The sequence below is a fragment of the Nocardia sp. NPDC023733 genome, assembly GCF_040639775.1.
Taxonomy (GTDB): Bacteria; Actinomycetota; Actinomycetes; order Mycobacteriales; family Mycobacteriaceae; genus Nocardia; species Nocardia rosealba.
The window spans coordinates 245165-265939 of the sequence record NZ_JBFAAN010000005.1 but is presented as its reverse complement, the minus strand read 5'-3'; the positions used below and the strand labels follow the sequence as shown (position 1 = coordinate 265939).

At 69.3% G+C, this 20775-nt stretch carries 21 protein-coding genes; 9 read left to right on the top strand and 12 right to left on the bottom strand.

The window, feature by feature from the left end:
• Position 1 precedes the first annotated feature (1 nt).
• Entirely contained in the window at positions 2-592 is a 591-nt protein-coding gene (locus AB0F86_RS21510; RefSeq protein ID WP_356984878.1) for a TetR/AcrR family transcriptional regulator, read from the top strand.
• Between the two features lie 30 nt (positions 593-622).
• On the opposite strand, the gene AB0F86_RS21505 is transcribed toward AB0F86_RS21510, so the two are convergent.
• From AB0F86_RS21505 to AB0F86_RS21485, 5 genes are all read right to left on the bottom strand, one after another.
• Positions 623-1534, bottom strand: a complete 912-nt coding sequence (locus AB0F86_RS21505) for an alpha/beta hydrolase (protein WP_356984879.1) — start codon at positions 1532-1534, stop codon at positions 623-625.
• Between the two features lie 129 nt (positions 1535-1663).
• Positions 1664-2851 (bottom strand): PLP-dependent aminotransferase family protein, encoded by a 1188-nt coding sequence (locus AB0F86_RS21500; protein ID WP_356984880.1) that lies wholly within the window; start codon positions 2849-2851, stop codon positions 1664-1666.
• A gap of 88 nt (positions 2852-2939) precedes the next feature.
• Complete coding sequence (locus AB0F86_RS21495) at positions 2940-3728, bottom strand: hypothetical protein (RefSeq protein ID WP_356984881.1); 789 nt, start codon at positions 3726-3728, stop codon at positions 2940-2942.
• Between the two features lie 690 nt (positions 3729-4418).
• Positions 4419-5456, bottom strand: coding sequence for a hypothetical protein (locus tag AB0F86_RS21490; protein WP_356984882.1), 1038 nt, complete (start codon positions 5454-5456; stop codon positions 4419-4421).
• A 176-nt stretch (positions 5457-5632) separates the two neighbouring features.
• A complete protein-coding gene (locus AB0F86_RS21485; protein WP_225282052.1) occupies positions 5633-7030 on the bottom strand; it encodes an NAD(P)H-quinone dehydrogenase in 1398 nt (465 codons plus the stop codon).
• Between the two features lie 210 nt (positions 7031-7240).
• Between AB0F86_RS21485 and AB0F86_RS21480 the strand changes: the two genes are divergently transcribed.
• A complete protein-coding gene (locus AB0F86_RS21480) occupies positions 7241-7705 on the top strand; it encodes a gamma-glutamylcyclotransferase (RefSeq protein WP_067490738.1) in 465 nt (154 codons plus the stop codon).
• Positions 7706-7766: 61 nt separating this feature from the next.
• On the opposite strand, the gene AB0F86_RS21475 is transcribed toward AB0F86_RS21480, so the two are convergent.
• The 3 genes from AB0F86_RS21475 to AB0F86_RS21465 all read right to left on the bottom strand — a co-directional run bounded on the left by AB0F86_RS21475 (position 7767) and on the right by AB0F86_RS21465 (position 11009).
• Complete coding sequence (locus AB0F86_RS21475) at positions 7767-8930, bottom strand: M20 family metallopeptidase (protein WP_356985017.1); 1164 nt, start codon at positions 8928-8930, stop codon at positions 7767-7769.
• A gap of 125 nt (positions 8931-9055) precedes the next feature.
• Complete coding sequence (locus AB0F86_RS21470; RefSeq protein WP_356984883.1) at positions 9056-10258, bottom strand: M20 family metallopeptidase; 1203 nt, start codon at positions 10256-10258, stop codon at positions 9056-9058.
• Between the two features lie 49 nt (positions 10259-10307).
• Positions 10308-11009, bottom strand: coding sequence for an enoyl-CoA hydratase/isomerase family protein (locus tag AB0F86_RS21465; protein WP_356984884.1), 702 nt, complete (start codon positions 11007-11009; stop codon positions 10308-10310).
• A gap of 162 nt (positions 11010-11171) precedes the next feature.
• Here AB0F86_RS21465 and AB0F86_RS21460 point away from each other — a divergent pair, with 162 nt between their 5' ends.
• Together AB0F86_RS21460 and AB0F86_RS21455 are read left to right on the top strand one after the other, a co-directional pair.
• A complete protein-coding gene (locus tag AB0F86_RS21460) occupies positions 11172-11951 on the top strand; it encodes a purine-nucleoside phosphorylase (protein WP_181697563.1) in 780 nt (259 codons plus the stop codon).
• A complete protein-coding gene (locus AB0F86_RS21455) occupies positions 11952-13454 on the top strand; it encodes a phospho-sugar mutase (RefSeq protein ID WP_356984885.1) in 1503 nt (500 codons plus the stop codon).
• Between the two features lie 9 nt (positions 13455-13463).
• Here AB0F86_RS21455 and upp read toward each other — a convergent pair whose 3' ends face one another.
• Positions 13464-14087 (bottom strand): uracil phosphoribosyltransferase, encoded by a 624-nt coding sequence (gene upp, locus AB0F86_RS21450; protein ID WP_356984886.1) that lies wholly within the window; start codon positions 14085-14087, stop codon positions 13464-13466.
• A gap of 143 nt (positions 14088-14230) precedes the next feature.
• Between upp and AB0F86_RS21445 the strand changes: the two genes are divergently transcribed.
• The 5 genes from AB0F86_RS21445 to AB0F86_RS21425 are packed head-to-tail and all read left to right on the top strand — an operon-like array spanning position 14231 to position 17628.
• A complete protein-coding gene (locus AB0F86_RS21445) occupies positions 14231-14551 on the top strand; it encodes a hypothetical protein (RefSeq protein ID WP_067490775.1) in 321 nt (106 codons plus the stop codon).
• On the top strand, positions 14548-15675 hold the full coding sequence (locus AB0F86_RS21440; protein WP_067490777.1) for a C40 family peptidase: 1128 nt from the start codon (positions 14548-14550) through the stop codon (positions 15673-15675). Before AB0F86_RS21445 ends, AB0F86_RS21440 begins: the two co-directional genes overlap by 4 nt.
• On the top strand, positions 15672-16025 hold the full coding sequence (locus AB0F86_RS21435; RefSeq protein WP_067490779.1) for a hypothetical protein: 354 nt from the start codon (positions 15672-15674) through the stop codon (positions 16023-16025). The genes AB0F86_RS21440 and AB0F86_RS21435 overlap by 4 nt, the downstream gene beginning before the upstream one ends.
• Positions 16022-16375: a YbaB/EbfC family nucleoid-associated protein gene (locus AB0F86_RS21430; protein ID WP_181697565.1), complete on the top strand. Its 354-nt coding sequence runs from the start codon at positions 16022-16024 to the stop codon at positions 16373-16375. Before AB0F86_RS21435 ends, AB0F86_RS21430 begins: the two co-directional genes overlap by 4 nt.
• A 20-nt stretch (positions 16376-16395) precedes the next feature.
• On the top strand, positions 16396-17628 hold the full coding sequence (locus AB0F86_RS21425; protein WP_181697566.1) for a primosomal protein: 1233 nt from the start codon (positions 16396-16398) through the stop codon (positions 17626-17628).
• Positions 17629-17671: 43 nt separating this feature from the next.
• On the opposite strand, the gene AB0F86_RS21420 is transcribed toward AB0F86_RS21425, so the two are convergent.
• The 3 genes from AB0F86_RS21420 to AB0F86_RS21410 all read right to left on the bottom strand — a co-directional run bounded on the left by AB0F86_RS21420 (position 17672) and on the right by AB0F86_RS21410 (position 20766).
• Positions 17672-18769: an adenosine deaminase gene (locus AB0F86_RS21420; protein WP_356984887.1), complete on the bottom strand. Its 1098-nt coding sequence runs from the start codon at positions 18767-18769 to the stop codon at positions 17672-17674.
• A 185-nt stretch (positions 18770-18954) separates the two neighbouring features.
• Positions 18955-19437 (bottom strand): hypothetical protein, encoded by a 483-nt coding sequence (locus tag AB0F86_RS21415; RefSeq protein WP_356984888.1) that lies wholly within the window; start codon positions 19435-19437, stop codon positions 18955-18957.
• Between the two features lie 42 nt (positions 19438-19479).
• Positions 19480-20766, bottom strand: a complete 1287-nt coding sequence (locus tag AB0F86_RS21410; RefSeq protein ID WP_356984889.1) for a thymidine phosphorylase — start codon at positions 20764-20766, stop codon at positions 19480-19482.
• Between the last annotated feature and the right edge of the window lie 9 nt (positions 20767-20775).

The following is a 20775-nucleotide window of genomic DNA, read 5'->3' as shown; positions in this document are numbered from 1 at the left end:
CATGGACGACCGCCCCCGCAAACTGCCTCGTCAACGCCGGGCGCGCGAGACCGTGGAAACGCTGCTCGAGGCCGCCGCCCAGGTGTTCTCCCGCGAGGGTGCGGCGGCAACGACCAACCGGATCGCCGAGCGGGCAGGCGTCTCGATCGGCACGCTGTACCAGTACTTTCCGAACAAGACGGCGATGCTGCGCGCCTTGGCCGAGCGCCACTTCCTCGCTGCCGGGACGGGACTCGGCGAGGTGTTCGCGCGGTTGCGGTCCGAGGAGCCACCCTTCGACGAGACGCTGCGTACGATCGTGACGGCCGTCGCCGACCTGCATCGCGACCGGCCTGCCCTGCACGCCCTCATGCACCGCGTCGCGTTGCGGCTGCCCGCGGAATGGGAGGCGGTGCGGGCCTTCGAGGACTACCTCGTCGCCGAGGTGGAGTTCCATCTGCGGCGATGCGGGCGCGGCGGAACCGATCCGCAGCTCACCGCTCGGACCCTGGTCCACGCCGTCGACACTCAGGTGCATCGCGTCATGACGCGGCACACCGTCGATGCGGATGCGCTGCTGGTACTGGCGCGGCAGTTGCTGCCCGAGGGATGAACGGGCAGTGGACGGCCCGGCCCCGGCTGGTCAGAGCGGGCGGACCGAGCCGATGACCTCCCGCAAGGTGTCGGCCAGCTGCGTCAGCCCCGGCTCCTCTATGGGGAAGTGACCACATCCCTCGAGCAACACCGCTTTCGTGTCGGCGGCGATCCGGTCGAGGAACCGCACGCTCAGCTCCGGCGGCGTCCACCGATCCGCCGCCGGCTGGACCAGCGTCACCGGCGAACCCTGATAGTCCTGTGGAGGTGTGTGCTCGAACAAGAGGAAGTTCGTGAGAAATCCGACGGGGATCCACACGCCGCCGCCTCTCGGGTCGTTGCCACAGTGCCGCGACAGTTCCTGGTCCAGACTCATGTTCGCCATATCCACCATCCACCGGACCGGCACGCGCACACCGCCCGCTACCCGCCCCGCTCCCGAGAGCACACCGCGCGGCAACGCGCCCAACACCTTCCAGCGAGCGGCTGCCCTACGGGCGGCCGGGTCACCGGGATCGAGCAGGCAAGTCGCCACCACATGCGCGACCCGCCCGGTCCGCGCCGCCACCTCGTACGCGAGCATCCCACCGATACTCGCACCGAACAGCACGAGCGGCCTGCTGTCGGATTCGGTTTCAGCACAGACGAACTCGCTCACCAACTCGACCCAGTCGCGATACCGCACCGACGCGGGCTTCGGCTCGACGGTGTCGCCGTAGAGCGGAAGATCCAGCGCCGCGACCGAAACACCCTCCCCCGCAGCGATTCCGAGCAGCGGCCACACCAACCCCGCATGCCCGCCCGCCCCGTGCAACGCCAACACCCGAACAGCCGCGTCCCCACGCTCCGCCCTGGCCACATGCACCCTGCGCCCGCGCCACGCCCACCACGTCGACTGCGGCTCGACCACCGCCTCCCGATACCGAACCGGCAGGAACTTCACATAACTCGAATACTCCATACGCACAGGATCCGGCCCCGAATACCCGCTGCCAACTCGCATTCACGCCACCGAGCCGACCGAAAAAACACCTACTGAGCAGCGCAATCGCAAAACGCTGATCTTCGTGCTCGCATTTCGAACACGGCTTCAGCAGACGCTGGTCGTGGCTGCTTTTGCCAGGCGGTTGATCGCTTCGGTGAGGGTGGTTTCGTCGGAGGTGGTGAAGCAGAGGCGCATGGAGGCCTGGTAGGCGTCAATGACGGCGAAGGCGGCACCGGGGACGTAGGCGACGCCTGCTTCCAGGGCGGCGGGGAGGAGGGTTGAGGCGTTCGTGCCGTCGGTGAAATCGGCCCAGATGAACATGCCGCCGGTCGGGTCGGTGCAGCGGACGCGGTCGGCGAAAGTGGTGCGCAGGGCGGTGACGAGGGCGCGGGCGCGGGTGCCGTAGGCGGCGCGGACGGTGTCGACGTGGGTGGTGAGCCAGTCGGTGTCGGCGAGCAGGTCGGTGGTGATCTGGTGGGTGAGGGCCGAACCGCACAGGTCGGCGCCCTGCTTGAGGAGTTCGACCGCACGACAGACCTTTTCGGGGGCGATCAGCCAGCCGACGCGCAGGGCGGGGGCCAGGATCTTGGACACGCTGGACAGGCGGATCACCTGGGGTGAGTAGGAGGCGACCGGCGCCGGGGCGGGCTCGTCGAACCAGAGTTCGCCGTAGGGATCGTCTTCGATCACCCAGAAGCCGTGTGCCTCAGCGAGTTCCGCCAGGCGACGACGGCGCTCGGGCGCGAGGGTGACCCCACCGGGGTTGTGGAAGTTGGCGACGGTGTGGACGACGGCCGGACGCTCACCGGCGGCCAGCAGCTCCTCCAGCACGTCGACACGTAGCCCGTCGGCGTCGAGCGGCACGGCGACGATGCGCGCACCGGCCGCCCGGAACACCTGCAGCGCACCGACATACGCCGGGTCCTCCACCACGACCAACGCGCCGGGATCGAGCAGCACCTCGGCCAGCAGCGACAACGCCTGCTGCGAACCGTGGGTGATGAACACCTCGCCGACCGGCACCGACCGGCCGATCTTGGCCGACTCGCACTCGGCGATCACCGCACGCAGCGCGGGCCAGCCGGGCGACTCCGTGTACTGCAACACGGCCGGATCACGCAGTGCCGCCTCAGCCGCGGCGGCGATCCGCTCGCCCGGCATCAGTGCCGCATCGGGCAGACCACCGGCAAGGCTGATGATCTCCGGCCGCGCGGTGAGTTTGAGCAGGTCCCTGATCGCCGAACTCTGCAAACCGGCGAGCTTGCCCGCCAATGCTGGACTGGTCAGCGACATGGAAACCTCCGGGAACGCCAGGGGACGCGATGACCAACGATCGCACAGCATTCACCAGAATATGAAATTGTTGTCCCAGATAATGGGACTACGGGAGGGCAGTGATGGACTTGACCTGCCACTTCCCGTCGGTCAGCGAGGTGACGATCTCCTGCTTGTAGACCACCGACGTACGGTCGGGATGCCACTCACGCAGCTCCACGTCATAGACGCCGACGCCGGTCTCGCGCACCTTCACACAGTGCGTGGTACCCCTCGGGATCTGATCGTCGATCGCCTTCTGGATGACATCGGCGGGCGAGATGGTCACCCCGTCGGGCGCGACGAACTCACGCACCCGCGTACCGGAGCGTTCGACATAGAAGGCGTACTGGAAGCCGAGGATCGCCCGGGCGCCCGAAGACGTGTCGCCCGGGCCGTTGCCGACGGTGAGACCCTCGTCGGCGATCGTCCGGCATTCGGCACCCGCGGCGGAGGTGACCGGCGCCGCGGTGGGCCCGGGATCCTCGCCACCGCCACGCTTGACCAGCCCGATGGTCAGCACCAGCGCGACGACGAGCAGGACCGCGGCCACCACACCGCCGATGATCCAGCGCATCCGGTTGTCGGGCTCGGACTTCTCGACGACCGGCGCGGCCGGCGTCTTCGGGGCGAGCCTGCGGGCGATGGGGTCGTCGGCCCAGGACAGGCCGGGTTCGGGCGGCTTGGGGACGCCGCCGTCGTCGTCGGGGCTGTTCCACCAGGCCCGGTCCTCGGCGTCGTTGTCCTTGGCCGGTGCGCGCGGCGGTTCGGGGGCGCGTTCGGGCTCGGAGACCCGCTGCTGGCGCGGCGCGGAGTTGCGCCGGATGACCTCGGTCTCTTCCTTCCCGGAAGTCACCGGCACCGAATCACCGAACACCGAGCTACCGGCAGCGGGAGCGTCGGCACCGAAACGCACCGTCGGGTCGGCGGGCGGGGCGGGTCGTGCGGGCGGCGGTGTCGCGACAGCATCGCCGAACGGCGAACGACGCGGCGGCGCAACAGGATTCGTGGGTGGCGGTGTGGCCCCACCGAAAACGGAGGTCGGCGCCGAAGAACGAGGCGGCGTAGGCGGACTCGTGGGCGGCGGCGTCGACACGGCATCGCCGAAGACCGATGTAGGAGCCGAACGACGCGGTGGCACAACAGGATCGGACCCGCGCGGCGGAACAGTTCCATTCGGCGGAACGCTCCCAGCGGGAGGCACAGGACCAGGAGCGGCGGGCGGAACGGGTCCGGCCGGGGGCATCGGCGCACCCACCGGCGCACCGAACGGCCCGGGCGCGGGCGCGGAGCCCGGCTGCGCGGGTCGCCAACCGACCTCCGGCAGCGGTCCCGGCGGAGCGGGCGGCGGCACGGCGAGCGGTCCACCGAAACCGGCGTCGTCGACCGGCGGCCCGAAATCGCCTACGGGAGGACCGAATTCACTCGCGGGCCGGTTACGGCCGCGCTCGTTCTCGTCATCCTCGGTGGCCACAGTCCCATCCTTTCCCCAGGACACACGTGTGGGGCGGTCGCCATCCGACCGCCCCACACGACGTACTGCGTGTCAGTACTGGAGCGAGCCACCCCACTGAGTGGTGACACCCGCGACGTTGATCGTCTGCAGCAGCTCCCCCGGCACCGGAAGTGTAGCCTTCGCGGCCTGTTCCATCGCGGCGGCACCGCCCGGCTGAGCCTTGATCCAGTTCTCGACCGCCGCCTTGGCCAGGTTGGCCTGAGTGGTGTCGAGAACGGTGACCATGGTGTTGTCGGGGCGGCCGTCGCCACCGTTGAAGGTGGTGACCTTCACCGAGTTCTCGCCGACGTACTCGACCGCCACACCGGCGTCACCGAAGCCGCCACCCGGCGTGCGGTAGCCGATGGTGCCGACGTAACCGGAAGCGTTGTTGTAGTGGTGGGTGTTGGCCAGCACACCCGGCAGCAGCGAGCCGCCGTCGACGGTGACGCCGACTTCCTGGTGCGGGCCTTCCATCTCGACGACCGGCGCGGCGGGCGCGTTGGCCAGGCGCGGCGCCTGCCAGGCGGGCTCCTGCGCTTCCTGCGGCTCCTGCACCAGGGTCTCGGGGCCGTCTTCGGCGGCACCGCCCTGCGCCTGCGGGGCGGCGGGCTGGTTCTGCGAGGGCTGCGCGGGCGTCTGCTGGGCGGGGGTGCCGCCCTGCTGGCCCGGCTTGGCCTCTTCCGGCTTCTCCGGGTTATTCACGGCGGGCTGGGCGGGGTTGCCCTGACCGGCCTGACCCGGCACCGGCAGCGGCGCGGTACGCGGGGTGGTGGTGACGCCCGGCTGGCTCGGCGTCGGCTTGGCCTGCTCCGGCTCCTCCGGCGCGGGGGTGGTGACACCCGGCTGCGCCGGCGTGGGCTTGGACTCGCCCGGCTTCACGTTCTCCGGGGTCTCCGGCTGCTTCTCCTCGGGAGTGACCGTCTCCGGCGTCTCTCCCGGCTGCTGGCTCGGGGTCTCGGTGCCCGGCTGCGCAGGAGCCGGAGTCGCGGGTGTGGTCGGCTGGTCGCTGGGGACCGCGCCGGCCGGAGCCGCGAGGAGGGTCGCCACGGCCGCGGCGGCGGCCAGGGGCAACGACGTGCTTGCCATCGCTCGCTGCGCCCGACTCGGCTTACGATGCTTCACTTTTCGCTAATCCCTTTCCCGGAGGGAATCCCCCACAATCCACCACGCGCTCATATTCGAACGCGCCTCGGCCGTGAGTCAACCATATGAGCGCGAGACAGGCAACGCGGCAGTAGCTTTCGGATATCGGGCGTGGGGGCTCAGTCCAGGTCGTCGTGGCGCATCAGCAAACGACCGGCTTCGGTGACCGATCCGGTGAGCGACGGGTACACCGAGAAGGTCTGCGCGAGGTCGGTGACGGTGAGGTTGTTCTGCACCGCGAGCGCGATCGGCAGGATCAGCTCCGAGGCGATGGGGGCGACGACCACACCGCCGATCACCACACCGGTGGCGGGGCGGCAGAAGATCTTGACGAAACCCCGGCGCAGCCCCGACATCTTCGCGCGCGGATTCGTGTTGAGCGGCAGCATGACCGTGCGCGCGGGCACCTCGCCGTTGTCGATGGCGGTCTGGCTCACCCCGACGGTCGCGATCTCCGGACGGGTGAACACCGCCGAGGCGACGGTCTTGAGCCGGATGGGGCTCACACCCTCGCCGAGCGCGTGGTACATCGCGATCCGGCCCTGCATCGCGGCCACCGAGGCGAGCGGGAGCAGGCCGGTGCAGTCGCCCGCCGCGTAGATGCCCGGCACCGAGGTGCGCGACACGCGGTCGACACGCAGGTAGCCGTTGTCGAGCTCGATACCGACCCGGTCGAGACCGAGGTCGGCGGTGTTCGGGGTGGAGCCGACTGTCATCAGGGCGTGGGTACCGGTGACGGTGCGTCCGTCGGACAGCTTCACCACGATGCCGTCGGCCGTGCGCTCCACGGCGTCGGCGCGGGCGTGCTTGACCAGTTCCACACCGCGTTCGGCCAGGGCTTCCTCGAGCACGAGGGCGGCGTCGGCGTCCTCGCCGGGGAGCACGCGGTCGCGGCTGGACACCAGCTTCACCCGCACACCCATCTCGGTGTAGGCGGAGACGAATTCGGCACCGGTGACACCGGATCCGACCACCACCAGGGTCTCCGGCAGTTCCGGGAGGTCGTAGAGCTGACGCCAGGTGAGGATTCGCTCACCGTCGGGTTCGGCGCCGCGCAGCACCCGCGGGCTGGCGCCGGTGGCGATGAGCACCACCTCGGCCTCGAATTCCTCGGTGCTGCCGTCGGCCATGGTGGCACGCACACGATGCGCCAAACCGGCTGCGGGACCGACCAATTCACCGCGCCCGGCCAGCAGCTGCACGCCTGCGGCCTGCAGTTTGGCGCGGATGTCGGAGGACTGGGCGAGGGCGAGCGCCTTCACGCGGCCGTTCACCTCGGGCAGGTTCACCTTCGCCTGGCTCGCGTCCAGGGTGATGCCGAGGTCGCGGGCGCGGCGCAGATCGGTACGCAGACCGGTGGAGGCGATGAACGTCTTCGACGGAACGCAATCCCACAGCACACAGGCGCCGCCGATGCCGTCGGCATCGACCAGGGTCACCGAGGCCCCGTGCTGGGCGGCCACCAGAGCCGCCTCGTAACCCGCCGGTCCACCGCCGATGATCGCAATCCGTGCCACCAGTCACGCTCCTGTGCTCGCCTGATCGGGCATCGCCCCTTGTGAGGGCCGCCCGCGCTGTCGCCCCATCATTTCAGGTGCGCCGTGACGCGACCGGGTCGGCTCGGTGAACAACGTTCGGCGTGTTCGCCGTCACCGCCGAGTGTGACCGTGAGCCGATCTGGGTGGGAGACAGGAATTCCGCGCGGTTTATTGGCTACAGTTCCTCAGGTGCCGATCTATGCCGCTTACGGGTCCAACATGGACTCCACGCAGATGCTGGAACGCTGCCCGCATTCGCCCATGTCCGGGACCGGGTGGCTGGAAGGTTGGCGCCTGACCTTCGCCGGTGACGACATCGGCTGGGAAGGGCCGTTGGCCACCGTCGTCGAAGATCCGGGCTCCCGGGTGTTCGTCGTCCTCTACGACGTGTCCCCGGAGGACGAGGAACGCCTCGACCGCTGGGAGGGCTCCGACTTCGGCATCCACAAGAAGATCCGGCTGCGGGTCACCGGCACCCAGGGCGAGTCGCGGCTGGCCTGGTTGTACGTGCTCGACGCGTACGAGGGCGGGCTGCCGTCGGCGCGTTATCTGGGTGTCATCGCCGATGCCGCCGAGAAGGCGGGCGCACCCGAGGACTACGTGCACGCCTTGCGCACCCGCAACAGCAAGAATGTGGGTCCGGGGTCGGCCTGAGCCGACCCCCCGAGCACGGGGAGTGCGCCAACTACCACACTCCCCGCCCTCGCAGTGCCCCTCAGGCCTGCAGCACGATATTCGTCAGTGTCCGCACGCCGACGGCAAGCGCGCGTTCGTCGATATCGAACGTCGGCTGATGCAGGTCGAGTTGCTCGCCGGTCCCCGACCACACGCCGAGCCGCGCCATCGCGCCCGGCGCGTGTTCCAGGTACCAGGAGAAGTCCTCGCCGCCACCCGATTGGGGGGTGTCGGCCAGTGCGTCGGATCCGATCGCCAGGACGGCGTTCTCGAACATCAGGGTCGAGGCCGCGTCGTTGACCACCGGGGGTACGCCGCGCTTGTAGTTGAGCTGGTACCGCACCCCGGTCGGCGCGAGCAGGCTGTCGACGATCTCGCGGACCAGCGGCTCGAGCAGCAACCAGGTGGGGTGGTCGCCGGTGCGGACGGTTCCGGTGAGCATGCCGGTCTGCGGGATGGCGTTGGGTGCCTTGCCCGCGCTCACCGCGCCCCACACCATCACGGTGCTGGTGCGCGGATCGACCCGCCTGCTCAGCAGCCCGGGCAGCCCGGTGATGACGGTGCCGATGGCGTACACCAGGTCGCTGGTGAGGTGCGGCCGCGACGTATGCCCGCCGGGTGAGTCGAGCACGAGTTCGACGGTGTCGGCCGCCGAGGTGATCGCCCCGGTCCGCAGCCCGACCTTGCCCACTTCCAGTCGCGGGTCGCAGTGCAGCGCGAAGATCCGGTCCACACCGTTCATCCCGCCTGCCGCGACCACATCGAGCGCGCCGCCGGGCATCACTTCCTCGGCGGGCTGGAAGATCAACCGCACGCCGACCGGCAGGGTGTGTTCGGCCTCGGCCAGTGCGAGCGCGGTCCCGAGCAGCACCGTGGTGTGCGCGTCGTGGCCGCAGGCGTGGGACACACCGGGCACGGTCGAGGCGAAGCTCAGGCCGGTGAATTCCTGCATCGGCAGGGCGTCTATGTCGGCGCGCAGGGCGATGCGCGGTCCGTCGGACGGTCCGAGATCACAGATCAGTCCGGTGCCACCGGGCAGCACCTCCCAGGTCAGGCCCGCCTTGGTGAGCCAGCCGGAGACGAACTCGGTGGTGGCGAACTCCGCCCGCGACAACTCGGGGTTGGCGTGGATGTGCCTGCGCCATTGCACCAGGTCACCGGTGTGTTCGGCCAGCCATGCGTCGACGATCTCGGTTCCCGACATCATGGTTGGTTCGGCGACCGGCCGGGTCGGGAACACCGTGGGCTCACGCATCACCGACGGGGTGGCAACACCCATCGATAGAGCGTCAGCGCCTGCGCGTGCGGTGCCCGAATGGCCGGAAATACTCACCGAATGTCCTCCTGTCGTTCGATCAGACGTTGCAACAACCTGTCCCTGTGTACTTCATCGCGCGCGATCGCGACAGCGGTACGCGCGAGCGCGAGCGCACCGTCGATCACGGCCTGATCCGCCGAGGCGTTCACCGCGGCCGCCGCGAAGTCCGGTTGGTGGGTCACCGCGCCACCGGCGTCGATGCCGATCACCGGATGGATGCCGGGGATCACGTTGGTGACGTTGCCCATGTCGGTGCTCCCGAGCGGTCGCAGCACCTCGAGCTCGGGCGCGATCGGCACCCGTCCCAAACCGGTGATCTGCGCGCGGTAGGCAGCGATGAGAACCGGGTCGGGGGTGAGCTCGGTATAGGTGGGCGCGAGCGTCCGTATGTCGTGGGTGCAGCCGGTCGCCAGGGCGCCCGCCGCGAAGCATGCCTTCGCCCGGCGCATCAGGTCGTCCAGGGACGCGGCGTCGGCAGCGCGAAGGTAGTACAGCAACTCCGCACGTCCGGGCACGATGTTGGGGGCTACACCACCGTCGGACACTATACCGTGCAGCTGCTGGCCGGGCCGCAGATGCTGGCGCAGCAAGCCGAGAGCAACCTGGGTGACGGTGATCGCGTCGCCGGCGTTGAGGCCGAGTTCCGGCGCGGCGCTCGCGTGTGCCTCGCGGCCGTGGAATGTGACGGCGAGGTCGGCCAGCGCCAGCGATCGGGCGCCGACGATGTCGGCCGGGCCGGGGTGGACCATCATCGCCATCGCGATGTCGTCGAAGGCGCCCGCCTCGAGCATGAGTACTTTGCCGCCGCCGCTCTCCTCGGCGGGCGTGCCGAGCACGACGACGGTGAGGCCGAGCTGATCGGCCACCTCGGCCAGGCCGAGCGCCGCGCCGGTCGAGGACGCGGCGATGATGTTGTGCCCGCAGGCGTGCCCGATCTCGGGCAGCGCGTCGTATTCGGCACAGATGCCGACGGTGAGCGGGCCGCTGCCGTAGACGGCGCGAAAGGCCGTGGGCAGCCCGGCGATTCCGGTGGTGACCTCGAAGCCGCGGGCGCGTAGCGGGGCGAGAACCTTGGCGACGCTTCGGGTCTCGTCGAAGGCCAGTTCGGGTTCGGCGTGAATGGCGTGCGACAGCCCGATCAGCTCGTCCGAAGCCGCGAGGATCGCGGTATCGGCTGCGGTCGCCGAGAATTCGCCGGTACGCGAGGGTGCCATGCACTCAGTCTCGCATCAGTGCTCCACCCGGGCGCACCGGCGAAGGACCTCAGTTGCCGAAGGGCAGGTTCTCCGGGGTCACCGGCGTGGCGAGCGCGGCGAGAGTCTCCGCGTGCAGCGAGGTCTTGATGATCGGGGTGATCGGCTTGCGCAGGCTGGTGAGCGCGGCGGCACGGGCGACGGCGGTGGGCAGCACCTGGTCGGCGTCGGCCTTCGCGTCGACGATGCCCGCGGCGATCGCCTCGTCGGCGCCGAAGCGGTGACCGGTGGTCATCGCCTGCACACACACCTGGTTGCTGAGACGGCCCTGCAGCAGCGCGTTCATGCCGATGGTGAAGGGCATGCCGAGGTGCACCTCGGGCAGCGACCAGAAGCCGCGGTCGCCGCGCATCACCCGGAAGTCGTGCGCGGAGGCGAGCATGGCGCCCGCGCCGAAGGCGTGACCGTTGATCGCGGCGACGGTCGGCATCGGGAAGGTCAGCAGACGGGTGTACAGCGTGTGCACGCGGTCGAGGTAACCGTGGATCTTGTCCAGGTTGGCGAACACCCAATCGGTGTCGAGGCCGTTGCTGTAGAACTTGCCGGTCGCGACGGTGACCAGCGCCGCGGCACCCTCGGAGGCCTCGACCTTGTCGAGTTCGGCGTGGAAGGCGTCGATCCAGTCCGGCGAGAAACGGTTCTCGTTGTCGGTCTGCCCCTCGTCACCGAGGTACAGGACGAAAACTTCACCAGAGCGCTCCAAATACGGCATGCAGGGAGAATAGTCCGCGCCGGAACACCCTCCTACTCGCGGGTAGACACCTCCCCAGCCCCGCACATCCCGACCTCGAGGAGGGATCGCCGCGAAGCGGCGGTTGACTTGCGGGGCCGCCGACTCGAGCGCGCCAGCGCTCCAGGGACATAAGCTATCCACATGCTTGCCGAGAAGGCCGCCGAGGCTATCGCCGAACGTACGGGAGTGCCGCGTCATCGCGTGGCCGTGGTGCTCGGATCGGGGTGGCAGCAGGCCGCGGCCGAGATCGGCGCGCCGCATGCCTCGATCGCCATGCCGGAGTTGCCCGGCTTCGGCAGACCGAGCGCGCAGGGGCACGGCGGGATGGTGCACTCGGTCACCGTCAACGACAACAATGTGCTGCTGCTGATGGGCCGTCAGCACCTGTACGAGGGCTACACGCCCCAGCAGGTGGTGCACCCGGTGTCGGCGGCGATCGCGGCCGGTGCGGAGATCGTGCTGCTCACCAATGCCGCGGGCGGGATCAGGGGCGGGCTGCGGGTGGGCGAGCCGGTTCTTATCGCCGACCACCTGAACCTCACCGCGCGCACCCCGCTGGAAGGGGCGCGTTTCGTCGACCTGGTCGACGCCTGGGACCCCGAATTGCGCACGCTGGCAAAGGAACTCGACCCATCGCTCGGTGAAGGCGTGTACGCCGGGCTGCTCGGGCCGCAGTACGAGACGCCCGCCGAGATCCGCATGCTCGCCACTCTCGGCGCCGACCTGGTCGGCATGTCGACAGTGCTCGAGGCGATCGAGGCGCGTTCGCGTGGGGCGCGCGTGCTCGGCATCTCGCTGGTCACCAACTTGGCCGCCGGGGTCACCGGTGAGCATCTCTCGCATGCCGAGGTGCTGGCCGAGGGGCAGGCCGCCGCGCCCCGGCTCGGCAAGCTGCTGCGCGGCATCCTGGAGCGGGTGTAGATGCTGCGCTTCGGGACCGCGGGCCTGCGTGGCCCGTTGCGCGAGGGACCGGACGGGATGAACGTGACCACCGTGTCGCGGGCGACCGCCGGCCTGGCCGACTGGTTGCGGGCGCGGTGTCTCGGTGGCGGTGCGGTGGTGGTCGGGCGCGACGCCCGGCACGGTTCCGCCGAATTCGCGACCGCGACCGCCGAGATCTTCACGGCCGCGGGCTTTCCCGTGACCCTCTTGCCCGAGCCCGTGCCGACGCCGGTGGTGGCGTTCGCGGTGCGTGAGCTGGGTGCGGTGGCGGGCGTGCAGATCACCGCCTCGCACAATCCCCCCGCCGACAACGGGTACAAGGTGTATCTCGACGGTGGCTCGCAGCTCATCGCACCGGCCGATACCGAGATCGAGCAGTACATCGAGAAGGTTGTCGAACCGGTTGAGCGGGAGCCTGTTTCACCGTCCGGGGCCGAACTGGTCGACCGGTACCTGGCGCGGGTCGCCGAACTGCCCGGTGTGCTGGGCGGTCCTGGGGCGCGGGCCGAGGTGCGGATCGCCCTGACTGCCATGCACGGTGTGGGCGGTGACCTCGCCGTGCGGGCGCTGCACGCCGCGGGCTTCACCGACGTGCATGTGGTCGACGAACAGTTCGCCCCCGACCCCGACTTCCCCACCGTCGCATTCCCCAACCCCGAGGAGCCGGGAGCGGCCGATCTGCTGCTCGCACTCGCCGAGCGGGTGGGCGCCGATGTGGCGATCGCCCTGGATCCCGACGCCGACCGGTGTGCCGTCGGCGTGCCGGGACCGAACGGCTGGCGCATGCTGCGCGGCGACGAAACCGGTGTGCTGCTCGCCGATTACGTGCTGCGCACCGCCGCCGACGACCCGCTGGTCGCCACGACAATCGTTTCCTCGCGGCTGCTCTCGAAGCTGGCGCCCGCCCGCTCGGCCCGCTACGCCGAGACGCTCACCGGCTTCAAATGGCTGGCCAGGGCAGGCGACGGACTCGTGTACGCCTACGAGGAAGCCATCGGCCACTGCGTCGACCCGTCGAAGGTCCGCGACAAGGACGGCATCTCCGCCGCGGTGGCCGCCGCAGACCTGGTCGCCCTGTTGAAGGCGCAGGACCGCACCCTCCTCGACGAACTCGATTCCTACGCGGTCGAATTCGGCCTCCACGTCGGCGGTCAGGTGTCGCTGCGTCTGCCCGACCAAGCGGCAGCCACCACCCTCGCGGCGGCCCTTCGCACGGACCCGCCCGTCGAGATCGCGGGCACACCGGTGAAATTCACCGATCAGGCCCAGGTCCGCGGCCGAATGCGCACGGACGCACTGATCTTCGAGGCCGACGACTTCCGTATCGTCGTCCGCCCTTCGGGCACCGAACCGAAATTGAAGTGCTATCTGGAGGTCTTCGCCCCGGTCACGGACAGCGCCGACCTACCGAAGGCCCGCGCCGCCGCCACAGCAAGACTCGATGGCCTGGCCGACTTCTGCCGAGCGCTCGAGCTTCCTTGACACTCGGTTTCAGCGGGGGCCGAATTGGCGGTCGCCCGCGTCGCCGAGGCCGGGGACTATGTAGGCGTGTTCGTTGAGTTTCTCGTCGACGACGGCGGTGACGAGACGGACGGGCAGGCCCGAGTCGGCCAGGGCGGCAACACCTTCGGGGGCGGCTACGACGCAGACGGCGGTGATGTCGGTGGCGCCGCGGGCGACCAGGAGTTCCAGGGTGTGGATCATCGAGCCGCCGGTGGCGAGCATGGGGTCGAGGACGAAGACGGGGAGGTCGGTCAGATCGGTCGGCAGGGATTCCAGGTACGGGACGGGCTGGTGGGTTTCCTCGTCGCGGGCGATGCCGACGAAACCGACGCGGGCCTGGGGCACGAGATCGGCGGCGGCGTAGACCATGCCGAGACCCGCGCGCAGGACCGGGACGAGCAGCGGTGGGGCGGCCAGGCGGACACCGTCGGTGACGGCGACCGGCGTGTTGATCGGTTCGCGGACGACGGGCGCGTCACGCAGGGCCTCATACATCAAAATGCCCGTGAGGTCGGCCAATGCGTTGCGGAAGGTGGCGTTGTCGGTGCGGGCGTCTCGCATCGTGCTCAGCAGAGTGGCGGCGAGCGGATGGTCGACGGTGTCGGTGCGCATGAAAAAACGATAGGGTCACCCACGCGCTTCCGGTGCGTCCGCTGGGGAAATTTCGCGGAAGAGGGAACCGAACGCGGAGCCGGTGCGTCGAATCATGTGAATGACGTACTCTGCCCGGGAACTCGAGGATTGGGGGAAGTTCGATGGTAAAGATGTCGGCCGATGCCGAGGGCATCGTCGCCTATAGTGCGACCGCCGGAACCATGTCCACCGAATTCGCCACGGCGGCGGCCGCATCGGTGGCATCGAACCCGGCTCTGCTCGGTCCGGTGATGGGACTCATCGGCGGCGATTTCGTCACCGCCTACGCCGCCGCCCAGGCCGGTCACGTCGCCGCGATCGCCCAACTCTCGGCCGTGATGGCCAGCATGGGCACCGCAACGGCCGGCGCCGCGACCACCCTCGTCGACACCGACACGGGCAATGCCGCCGCCATCGAATCGGCAGCGGGCGAACTCGCATGATCGACCTCAGCGGACTGGCTCAACCCCTGTACGACCTGCTGTCCAGCTTCGGTAGCGGTGTCCTCGGCACCGGCGGCGCGTCCGACGGCCTGCGCAGCACCTCCGCCGAGATCGACCAGATCTATCAGCTCGGCCGCACCGGCATCAACGCCGTGAACACCGCCTGGGACGGTCTGGCCGTCGACGCGGTCACCTCGAAGGCGCTGCGCGTGCAGACCTCCTCGGCCACCCTGTCCGACACCGGCAACGAGATGGCCACCGTGGTCGATCAGGCCGCCGCGTATGTGCAGACCGGGCAGAAGGAACTCGACGGGATCGTCAACTCCTTCCTCACCGAGGTCTCCGCGCTCAGCCCGGTCCTGGCCACCCCGGCGGGCCTCACCGCCGTCGTCGCCTCGGCGATCGACCACATCGGCCAGGGCATGGGCGTGGTCGGGCGGGTGCAGGACGAACTCGGCACCCAGACCGCCGCCATCAAGGAACTCACCCCGGCACCGTCGAGCACTCCGCTGGCCAACACCGCCAACCTGTCGACTTCGGCCGCCTCCACGCTGCTGTCCACCGCGACGAGCGCGGGCGGTTCGATGCTGAGCGCGGTGTCGTCGGGCCTGTCGACGGCCATGGGCGGCGGCGACTCGAGCAGTTCGGGCGGGACGAGCACCGGCAACTCGACCAACAACGGCAAGACCTCGACCCCCACCGGGTCGTCCACGGGCTCCACCGGCACCGGCGTCAAGGTCACCCTGCCCGACGGCAGCGTGGTCGAAGCGCCCAACGAAGAGGCCGCCACGGCCGTGCGCTCGGCCATCGGCGCGGTCGGCACCCCGTACGTGTGGGGCGGCAACGACCCGGGCTCGGGCATCGACTGCAGTGGTCTCACCAAGTACGCCTACGGCGAGGCCGGGGTGGAGCTGCCCCGCCTGGCCCAGGAACAGCACATCGGACACCCACAGGTGTCACCCGGTGACCTGATGCCCGGTGACCTGGCCGTATGGGACGGCCACGTCGCCATGGTCGTCGGCAACGGGCAGCTCGTCGAGGCGGGCGACCCGGTCTCGATCAGTTCGATCCGAACGGAGAACAGTGGCATGGAGTTCTACGGCTTCTACAGGCCTACCTCATGAGCGAAACCCCGATCCCCGAGGTTCCCAATGTGGAAACCGCGGTCAGCACCAACCGGTCGGGCACCATCTCGGTGCGGGCGACGAGCATGGGGCTGCCGATCGCGCTCAAGTTCGAGCGCAGCGAATACCAGTACGGCGCGCAGGCGCTCGCCGATGAGATCCTTCGCCTGACCAGGCGTTCGACCATCGCGGCCGCCGCGCGCCTGCGCGAGGTGTACAGCGAGCAGGCAGGCATCCCCGATGCCCTGCTCGACAAGATGAACCTGCCGACCCGGCGTCAGGCCGTCGACGAACTCGACCGCATCGACGACGCCGACACCGGTCAGACGAGCTGGATGAGGCCCCTGTGAGCGCGGAAATGGACGCCCTGGTCGCGGGCGTGACCGAGAAACTCGAGGCACTCGAGGCGGCGCTGTACGGGTTGAAGCAGGTCAACGGCAAGTTCACCACCGACGACGGGCTGGTCACCGCCGAGGTGAACAGCGACGGCGCGCTGGTCGATCTGCGCCTGGACGAGGGCATCACCGCCCTGCCGCCGGCGGAGGCCGCGCAGCTGATCCTGTCGGCGTGCAGGCAGGCCACCGAGACCGCGGGCGAAGCGCGCTCCAACATCATTGCGACACTGAACGAATCGCTCACCGGCGGCACTGCACACCCGCCGGGGGAATTAGCACCCGGGCCGGATAGTGCGCGGCGCTGAAGCTCGATAGGCTTCGCGTCATGGCTTCTGGAGACATCGTCCCGATCGAGCTCGGTCTGACCGATGGCGATCTCGTCACCCTGTGGGCACCGCGCTGGCGCGACGGTGACGACGAGTACATGGCGTTCCTCGGACACGAGGACGACCTCTACGGTTTCGAGTCCGTTGCGGAGTTGGCCGCGTTCATCCGCACCGACACCGACAACGACCTCGTCGAGCATCCGTCGTGGGCGGTGGTCGCCGGCCTGTCGGCCGCCGAACTGGAGCCGGAGGAAAACTTCACCTTCGACCTGGTCTCCGTGCCCGAGCTGGCCGCGGGCGAACCCGACGGTGAGGTGGTCGGCGAGCTCGAGGACACCTTGGCGATGGTTCGCAACATCGGCGACGTGTGCGAGCTCGACGTGGTGACGGCGTTCTTCGACGACAACCCGGTGCTCGGCGTGCTGGCCAACGGCGTCGGTACCTTCACCGGGCGCGACGGCGAGGAGCTGTGGGACCAGGTCGGTGCCGCCATCGTCAAGGGCTGGGACGACGTGCTCGACGCGATCGACAGCATCGTCACCACCCCCGAGGTGGATGCCGCGGCGGTCGAGGTCGCCGAGGCCGAACTGCTGGCCGCGGAGGAGAACGTGGTCGACGCCGACGACGTGGTCGAGGAGGACGAGGAGTTCGAAAGCGTCGACCTCACCGCCGACGACGAGGACGAGACGTTCTGGCACGAGGTCGGCATCGACCCGGTCAAGATCGTCACCTCCGACGGTGAGCACTTCACCCTGCGCTGCTACCTCGACGACGAGCCGATCTTCCTCGGCAACGGCCGCACCATCACGGTGTTCGGTTCCGAGCGCGCGCTGGCCCGCTACCTGGCCGACGACCACGAGCACGAGCTGGCCCGGGTGTCGACCTTCGGCGATGTGCAGACCGCCGCGGTCGACGGTTCACTCGAGGTGGAGGTGAGCGACGAGAACGTCTACGTGCTCACCGGTCTCGTCGAGGACCTGGCCGAGGGACCGGAGGCCGTCGACATCGAACAGCTCGACCTCGCCGTCGAATTGTTCACCGACGCAGCCGATTACGCCGACGACGACAGCGTGGAACAGGCGCTTGCCGCGTCGAACCCGCTGGGTTGGTACGTCTCCTATCTGCTCAACCCGGACCCCAACCGGCTGGCCCCGAACCCGCCGTTCACGGCCGAGGCCCAGCAGTTCCGCGAACTGCAACGCACGTTCGAAGCACGGCTGGTCAGCGAGTAGCAAGACGAGAAGGGTGGCACCGACGAGGTGCCACCCTTCTTCGTCATCCGACCAGGACCGCGTAGCGCGGTTTGATGATCTCGTCGATGATCTTCAGGCGATCGGGGAACGGGATGAACGCCGACTTCATGGCGTTGATGGTGAAGCGTTCGAGGTCGCTCCAGCCGTAGCCGAAGGTTTCCACCAGTTTGAGCATCTCCTGGCTCATGGTGGTGTCGCTCATCAGCCGATTGTCGGTGTTGACGGTGACCCGGAATCGCAGCCGGGCGAGCAGGTCGAAGGGGTGCTTGTCGAGCGAGGGCACCGCACCGGTCTGCACGTTCGACGACGGGCACAGTTCCAGCGGCACCCGCATGTCACGCACGTAGTTGGCGACGATCCCGAGCTGGGCCTCCTCGATGTCGCCCGGCACGCTGATGTCGTCGGTGATGCGCACACCGTGCCCGAGCCGATCGCAGCCACAGAAGGCGAGCGCCTCGTGGATCGACGGCAATCCGAACGCCTCCCCCGCGTGAATCGTGAAGTGCGCGTGGTTGACTCGCAGATATTCGAAAGCGTCCAGGTGCCGGGTGGGCGGGAACCCGGCCTCGGCCCCCGCGATGTCGAACCCACCGACCCCGCTGTCGCGGAAGCGCACCGTGAGCTCCGCGATCTCCCGCGAGCGCGCGGCGTGCCGCATGGCGGTGAGCAGACACGTCACCCGGATGACGTTGCCCTGCTCCGCCGCGATCGCCTCCCCCTCCCGGAACCCGGCAAGGGTGTGCTCGACCACCTCGTCGAGCGTGAGCCCCTTCTCCAGATGCTGCTCGGGTGCGAACCGCACCTCGGCGTAGACCACCCCGTCGGCGGCCAGATCGATGGCACATTCGCGAGCCACCCGCCGCAATCCCTCCGGTGTCTGCATCACCGCGACGGTATGGGCGAACGTCTCGAGGTACAGCTCGAGCGACCCGCTGTCGGCGGCGTCGCGGAACCACGCGCCCAAACTCTCGGCATCCTGCGCGGGTAGTTGGTCGTAGCCGCACTCGGCGGCGAGCTCTAGCACCGTCTCCGGCCGCAGACCACCATCGAGGTGGTCATGCAGCAGGGCTTTGGGTGCACGTCGGATCGAAGCAAGGTCGAGGGGCGCCGGTCCAGTCATATCCAAACGTTAGCCGCACCCACCGATCCCGGCAGCCCAGTTCCCCGAGGACACCCACCGCACCACCAACCCACCGCCCCACTCGAGCCCGCCACTCCCCCTTTCCAGCCGCACGGCGCTACTCGAGCCCGCCACCTACCGCACTCCCCGCCACACCACCTGTGTCCGCCACCTACCGCACCCCCTCAGCCCACCTGCCCTAGCACCGACTCCCCCGACTCACTCGGCGATGGCGCGCATTGGACCCAGCGTTTGGTCCCAGGTAGCGCAGCCGCAACCGCCGTGACAATGAACAGCACGATCACCGACACCCAAGCCACCACCGGCGCGTCGGCGCCGACCATGAATGCCACCACGGCGCCCAGCAATGACCCGGTGAGTACCAACGTCCGTCCGCGCGGCTTTCGGCGGCCGAGCAGGCGGGCACCGATCAGGTTCAGCACGCCGACCGGAGCGACGATCGCGGCCATGATCACCCACATCACCCCCGTGACGAACCGGAAGTCCACCTGATCGGGTTCGATCGGCTCGTTCACCACCCTGACAGCGTCGAAGACCATCAGCCCGGCGATCGCGAACGCGATCAGCGCCGTGGCGAAGGCGAGCGCCCGCGCGACCGCCGCCGTCCGCCTCCCGTTGCCGCGGTCTCCCGCCCCGACCACCGACACAGCGAACCTCCCGATCGTGGCCGCGCGGCCACGACTATTACCTCAGTCGATACGTCCCAGCACAAGCTCGCCCGGCTTGCTCGCCGGGGTGAGTTCGATCCCCACGGCATCCTCGAGCGCCTCCAACGCTCCCGCGAACGCCTGGGGCGTGTCCGTGTGCAGGGTGAACAAGGGCTGGCCGATCGCCACCGAATCGCCGGGCTTGGCGTGCATCTCGACACCCGCGCCCGCCTGGACCTGCTCGCCTTGTCGGGCGCGCCCGGCACCGAGCCGCCAGGCGGCCAAACCCACGCCCATCGCGTCGAGCCGCGTCAACACCCCGGCCGTCTCGGCCCGCACCGTCTCGGTGTGCCGCGCGGTCGGCAGCGGGGCATCGGGGTCGCCACCCTGTGCCTGGATCATCGTCCGCCAGTGATCCATCGCCCGACCGTCGGCGAGCACCTCGGCCGGGTCGACATGCAGCCCGGCCTGGGCCACCATCTCGCGTGCCAGGGCGAGCGTCAGCTCGACCACATCGGCGGGCCCACCTCCGGCCAGCACCTCGACCGACTCCGCGACCTCGAGCGCGTTGCCTGCGGTCCGGCCGAGCGGGGTGTCCATCGCGGTCAGCAACGCGACGGTCTTCACACCTGCATCTCCCCCGAGTTCGACCATCACGGCGGCCAGCTCGCGCGCCTCGTCGAGGGTCTTCAGGAACGCCCCGGTCCCGACTTTCACGTCGAGCACCAGCGCCGCGGTCCCTTCGGCGATTTTCTTGCTCATGATCGAGCTCGCGATCAGCGGAATCGACTCGACCGTCCCGGTCACATCACGCAGCGCGTACAGCCGCTTGTCGGCGGGGGCGAGGTCGGCGCCCGCCGCGCAGATCACCGCGCCGATCTCGGGGTCGGCGAGGATCTCACGCATGCGGGGCACGGTGATGTCGGCCTGCCAGCCGGGGATCGACTCGAGCTTGTCCAGGGTGCCGCCGGTGTGTCCGAGGCCGCGCCCGGACAGCTGCGGCACCGCCGCACCACAGGCCGCCACCAGGGGCGCCAGCGGCAGGGTGATCTTGTCGCCGACGCCACCGGTCGAATGCTTGTCGACGGTGGGCCGCGGCAGGTCGGTGAAGTCCATCCGGCTCCCCGAACCGATCATCGCCGCCGTCCACCGCGCGATCTCGCGCCGGTTCATGCCACGCAGCAAGATGGCCATCGCCAGGGCCGACATCTGTTCGTCGGCCACGATTCCCCTGGTGAACCCGTCGACCACCCAGTCGATCTGTTCGTCCGACACCTCGCCGCCATCCCGTTTGGCCCGAATGATCGATACCGCGTCCAGTGCCGTCATGCGGCCAGT

Coding starts and splice junctions, on each gene's coding strand:
- AB0F86_RS21420 (WP_356984887.1), bottom strand. CDS start 18,769: ATGACTGGACCGGCGCCCCTCGACCTTGCTTCGATCCGACGTGCACCC.
- AB0F86_RS21470 (WP_356984883.1), bottom strand. CDS start 10,258: ATGGCACCCTCGCGTACCGGCGAATTCTCGGCGACCGCAGCCGATACC.
- AB0F86_RS21490 (WP_356984882.1), bottom strand. CDS start 5,456: ATGGCAAGCACGTCGTTGCCCCTGGCCGCCGCCGCGGCCGTGGCGACC.
- AB0F86_RS21445 (WP_067490775.1), top strand. CDS start 14,231: ATGGTAAAGATGTCGGCCGATGCCGAGGGCATCGTCGCCTATAGTGCG.
- AB0F86_RS21505 (WP_356984879.1), bottom strand. CDS start 1,534: ATGGAGTATTCGAGTTATGTGAAGTTCCTGCCGGTTCGGTATCGGGAG.
- AB0F86_RS21460 (WP_181697563.1), top strand. CDS start 11,172: ATGCTTGCCGAGAAGGCCGCCGAGGCTATCGCCGAACGTACGGGAGTG.
- AB0F86_RS21440 (WP_067490777.1), top strand. CDS start 14,548: ATGATCGACCTCAGCGGACTGGCTCAACCCCTGTACGACCTGCTGTCC.
- AB0F86_RS21465 (WP_356984884.1), bottom strand. CDS start 11,009: ATGCCGTATTTGGAGCGCTCTGGTGAAGTTTTCGTCCTGTACCTCGGT.
- AB0F86_RS21435 (WP_067490779.1), top strand. CDS start 15,672: ATGAGCGAAACCCCGATCCCCGAGGTTCCCAATGTGGAAACCGCGGTC.
- upp (WP_356984886.1), bottom strand. CDS start 14,087: ATGCGCACCGACACCGTCGACCATCCGCTCGCCGCCACTCTGCTGAGC.
- AB0F86_RS21510 (WP_356984878.1), top strand. CDS start 2: ATGGACGACCGCCCCCGCAAACTGCCTCGTCAACGCCGGGCGCGCGAG.
- AB0F86_RS21500 (WP_356984880.1), bottom strand. CDS start 2,851: ATGTCGCTGACCAGTCCAGCATTGGCGGGCAAGCTCGCCGGTTTGCAG.
- AB0F86_RS21455 (WP_356984885.1), top strand. CDS start 11,952: ATGCTGCGCTTCGGGACCGCGGGCCTGCGTGGCCCGTTGCGCGAGGGA.
- AB0F86_RS21475 (WP_356985017.1), bottom strand. CDS start 8,930: ATGTCGGGAACCGAGATCGTCGACGCATGGCTGGCCGAACACACCGGT.
- AB0F86_RS21410 (WP_356984889.1), bottom strand. CDS start 20,766: ATGACGGCACTGGACGCGGTATCGATCATTCGGGCCAAACGGGATGGC.
- AB0F86_RS21425 (WP_181697566.1), top strand. CDS start 16,396: ATGGCTTCTGGAGACATCGTCCCGATCGAGCTCGGTCTGACCGATGGC.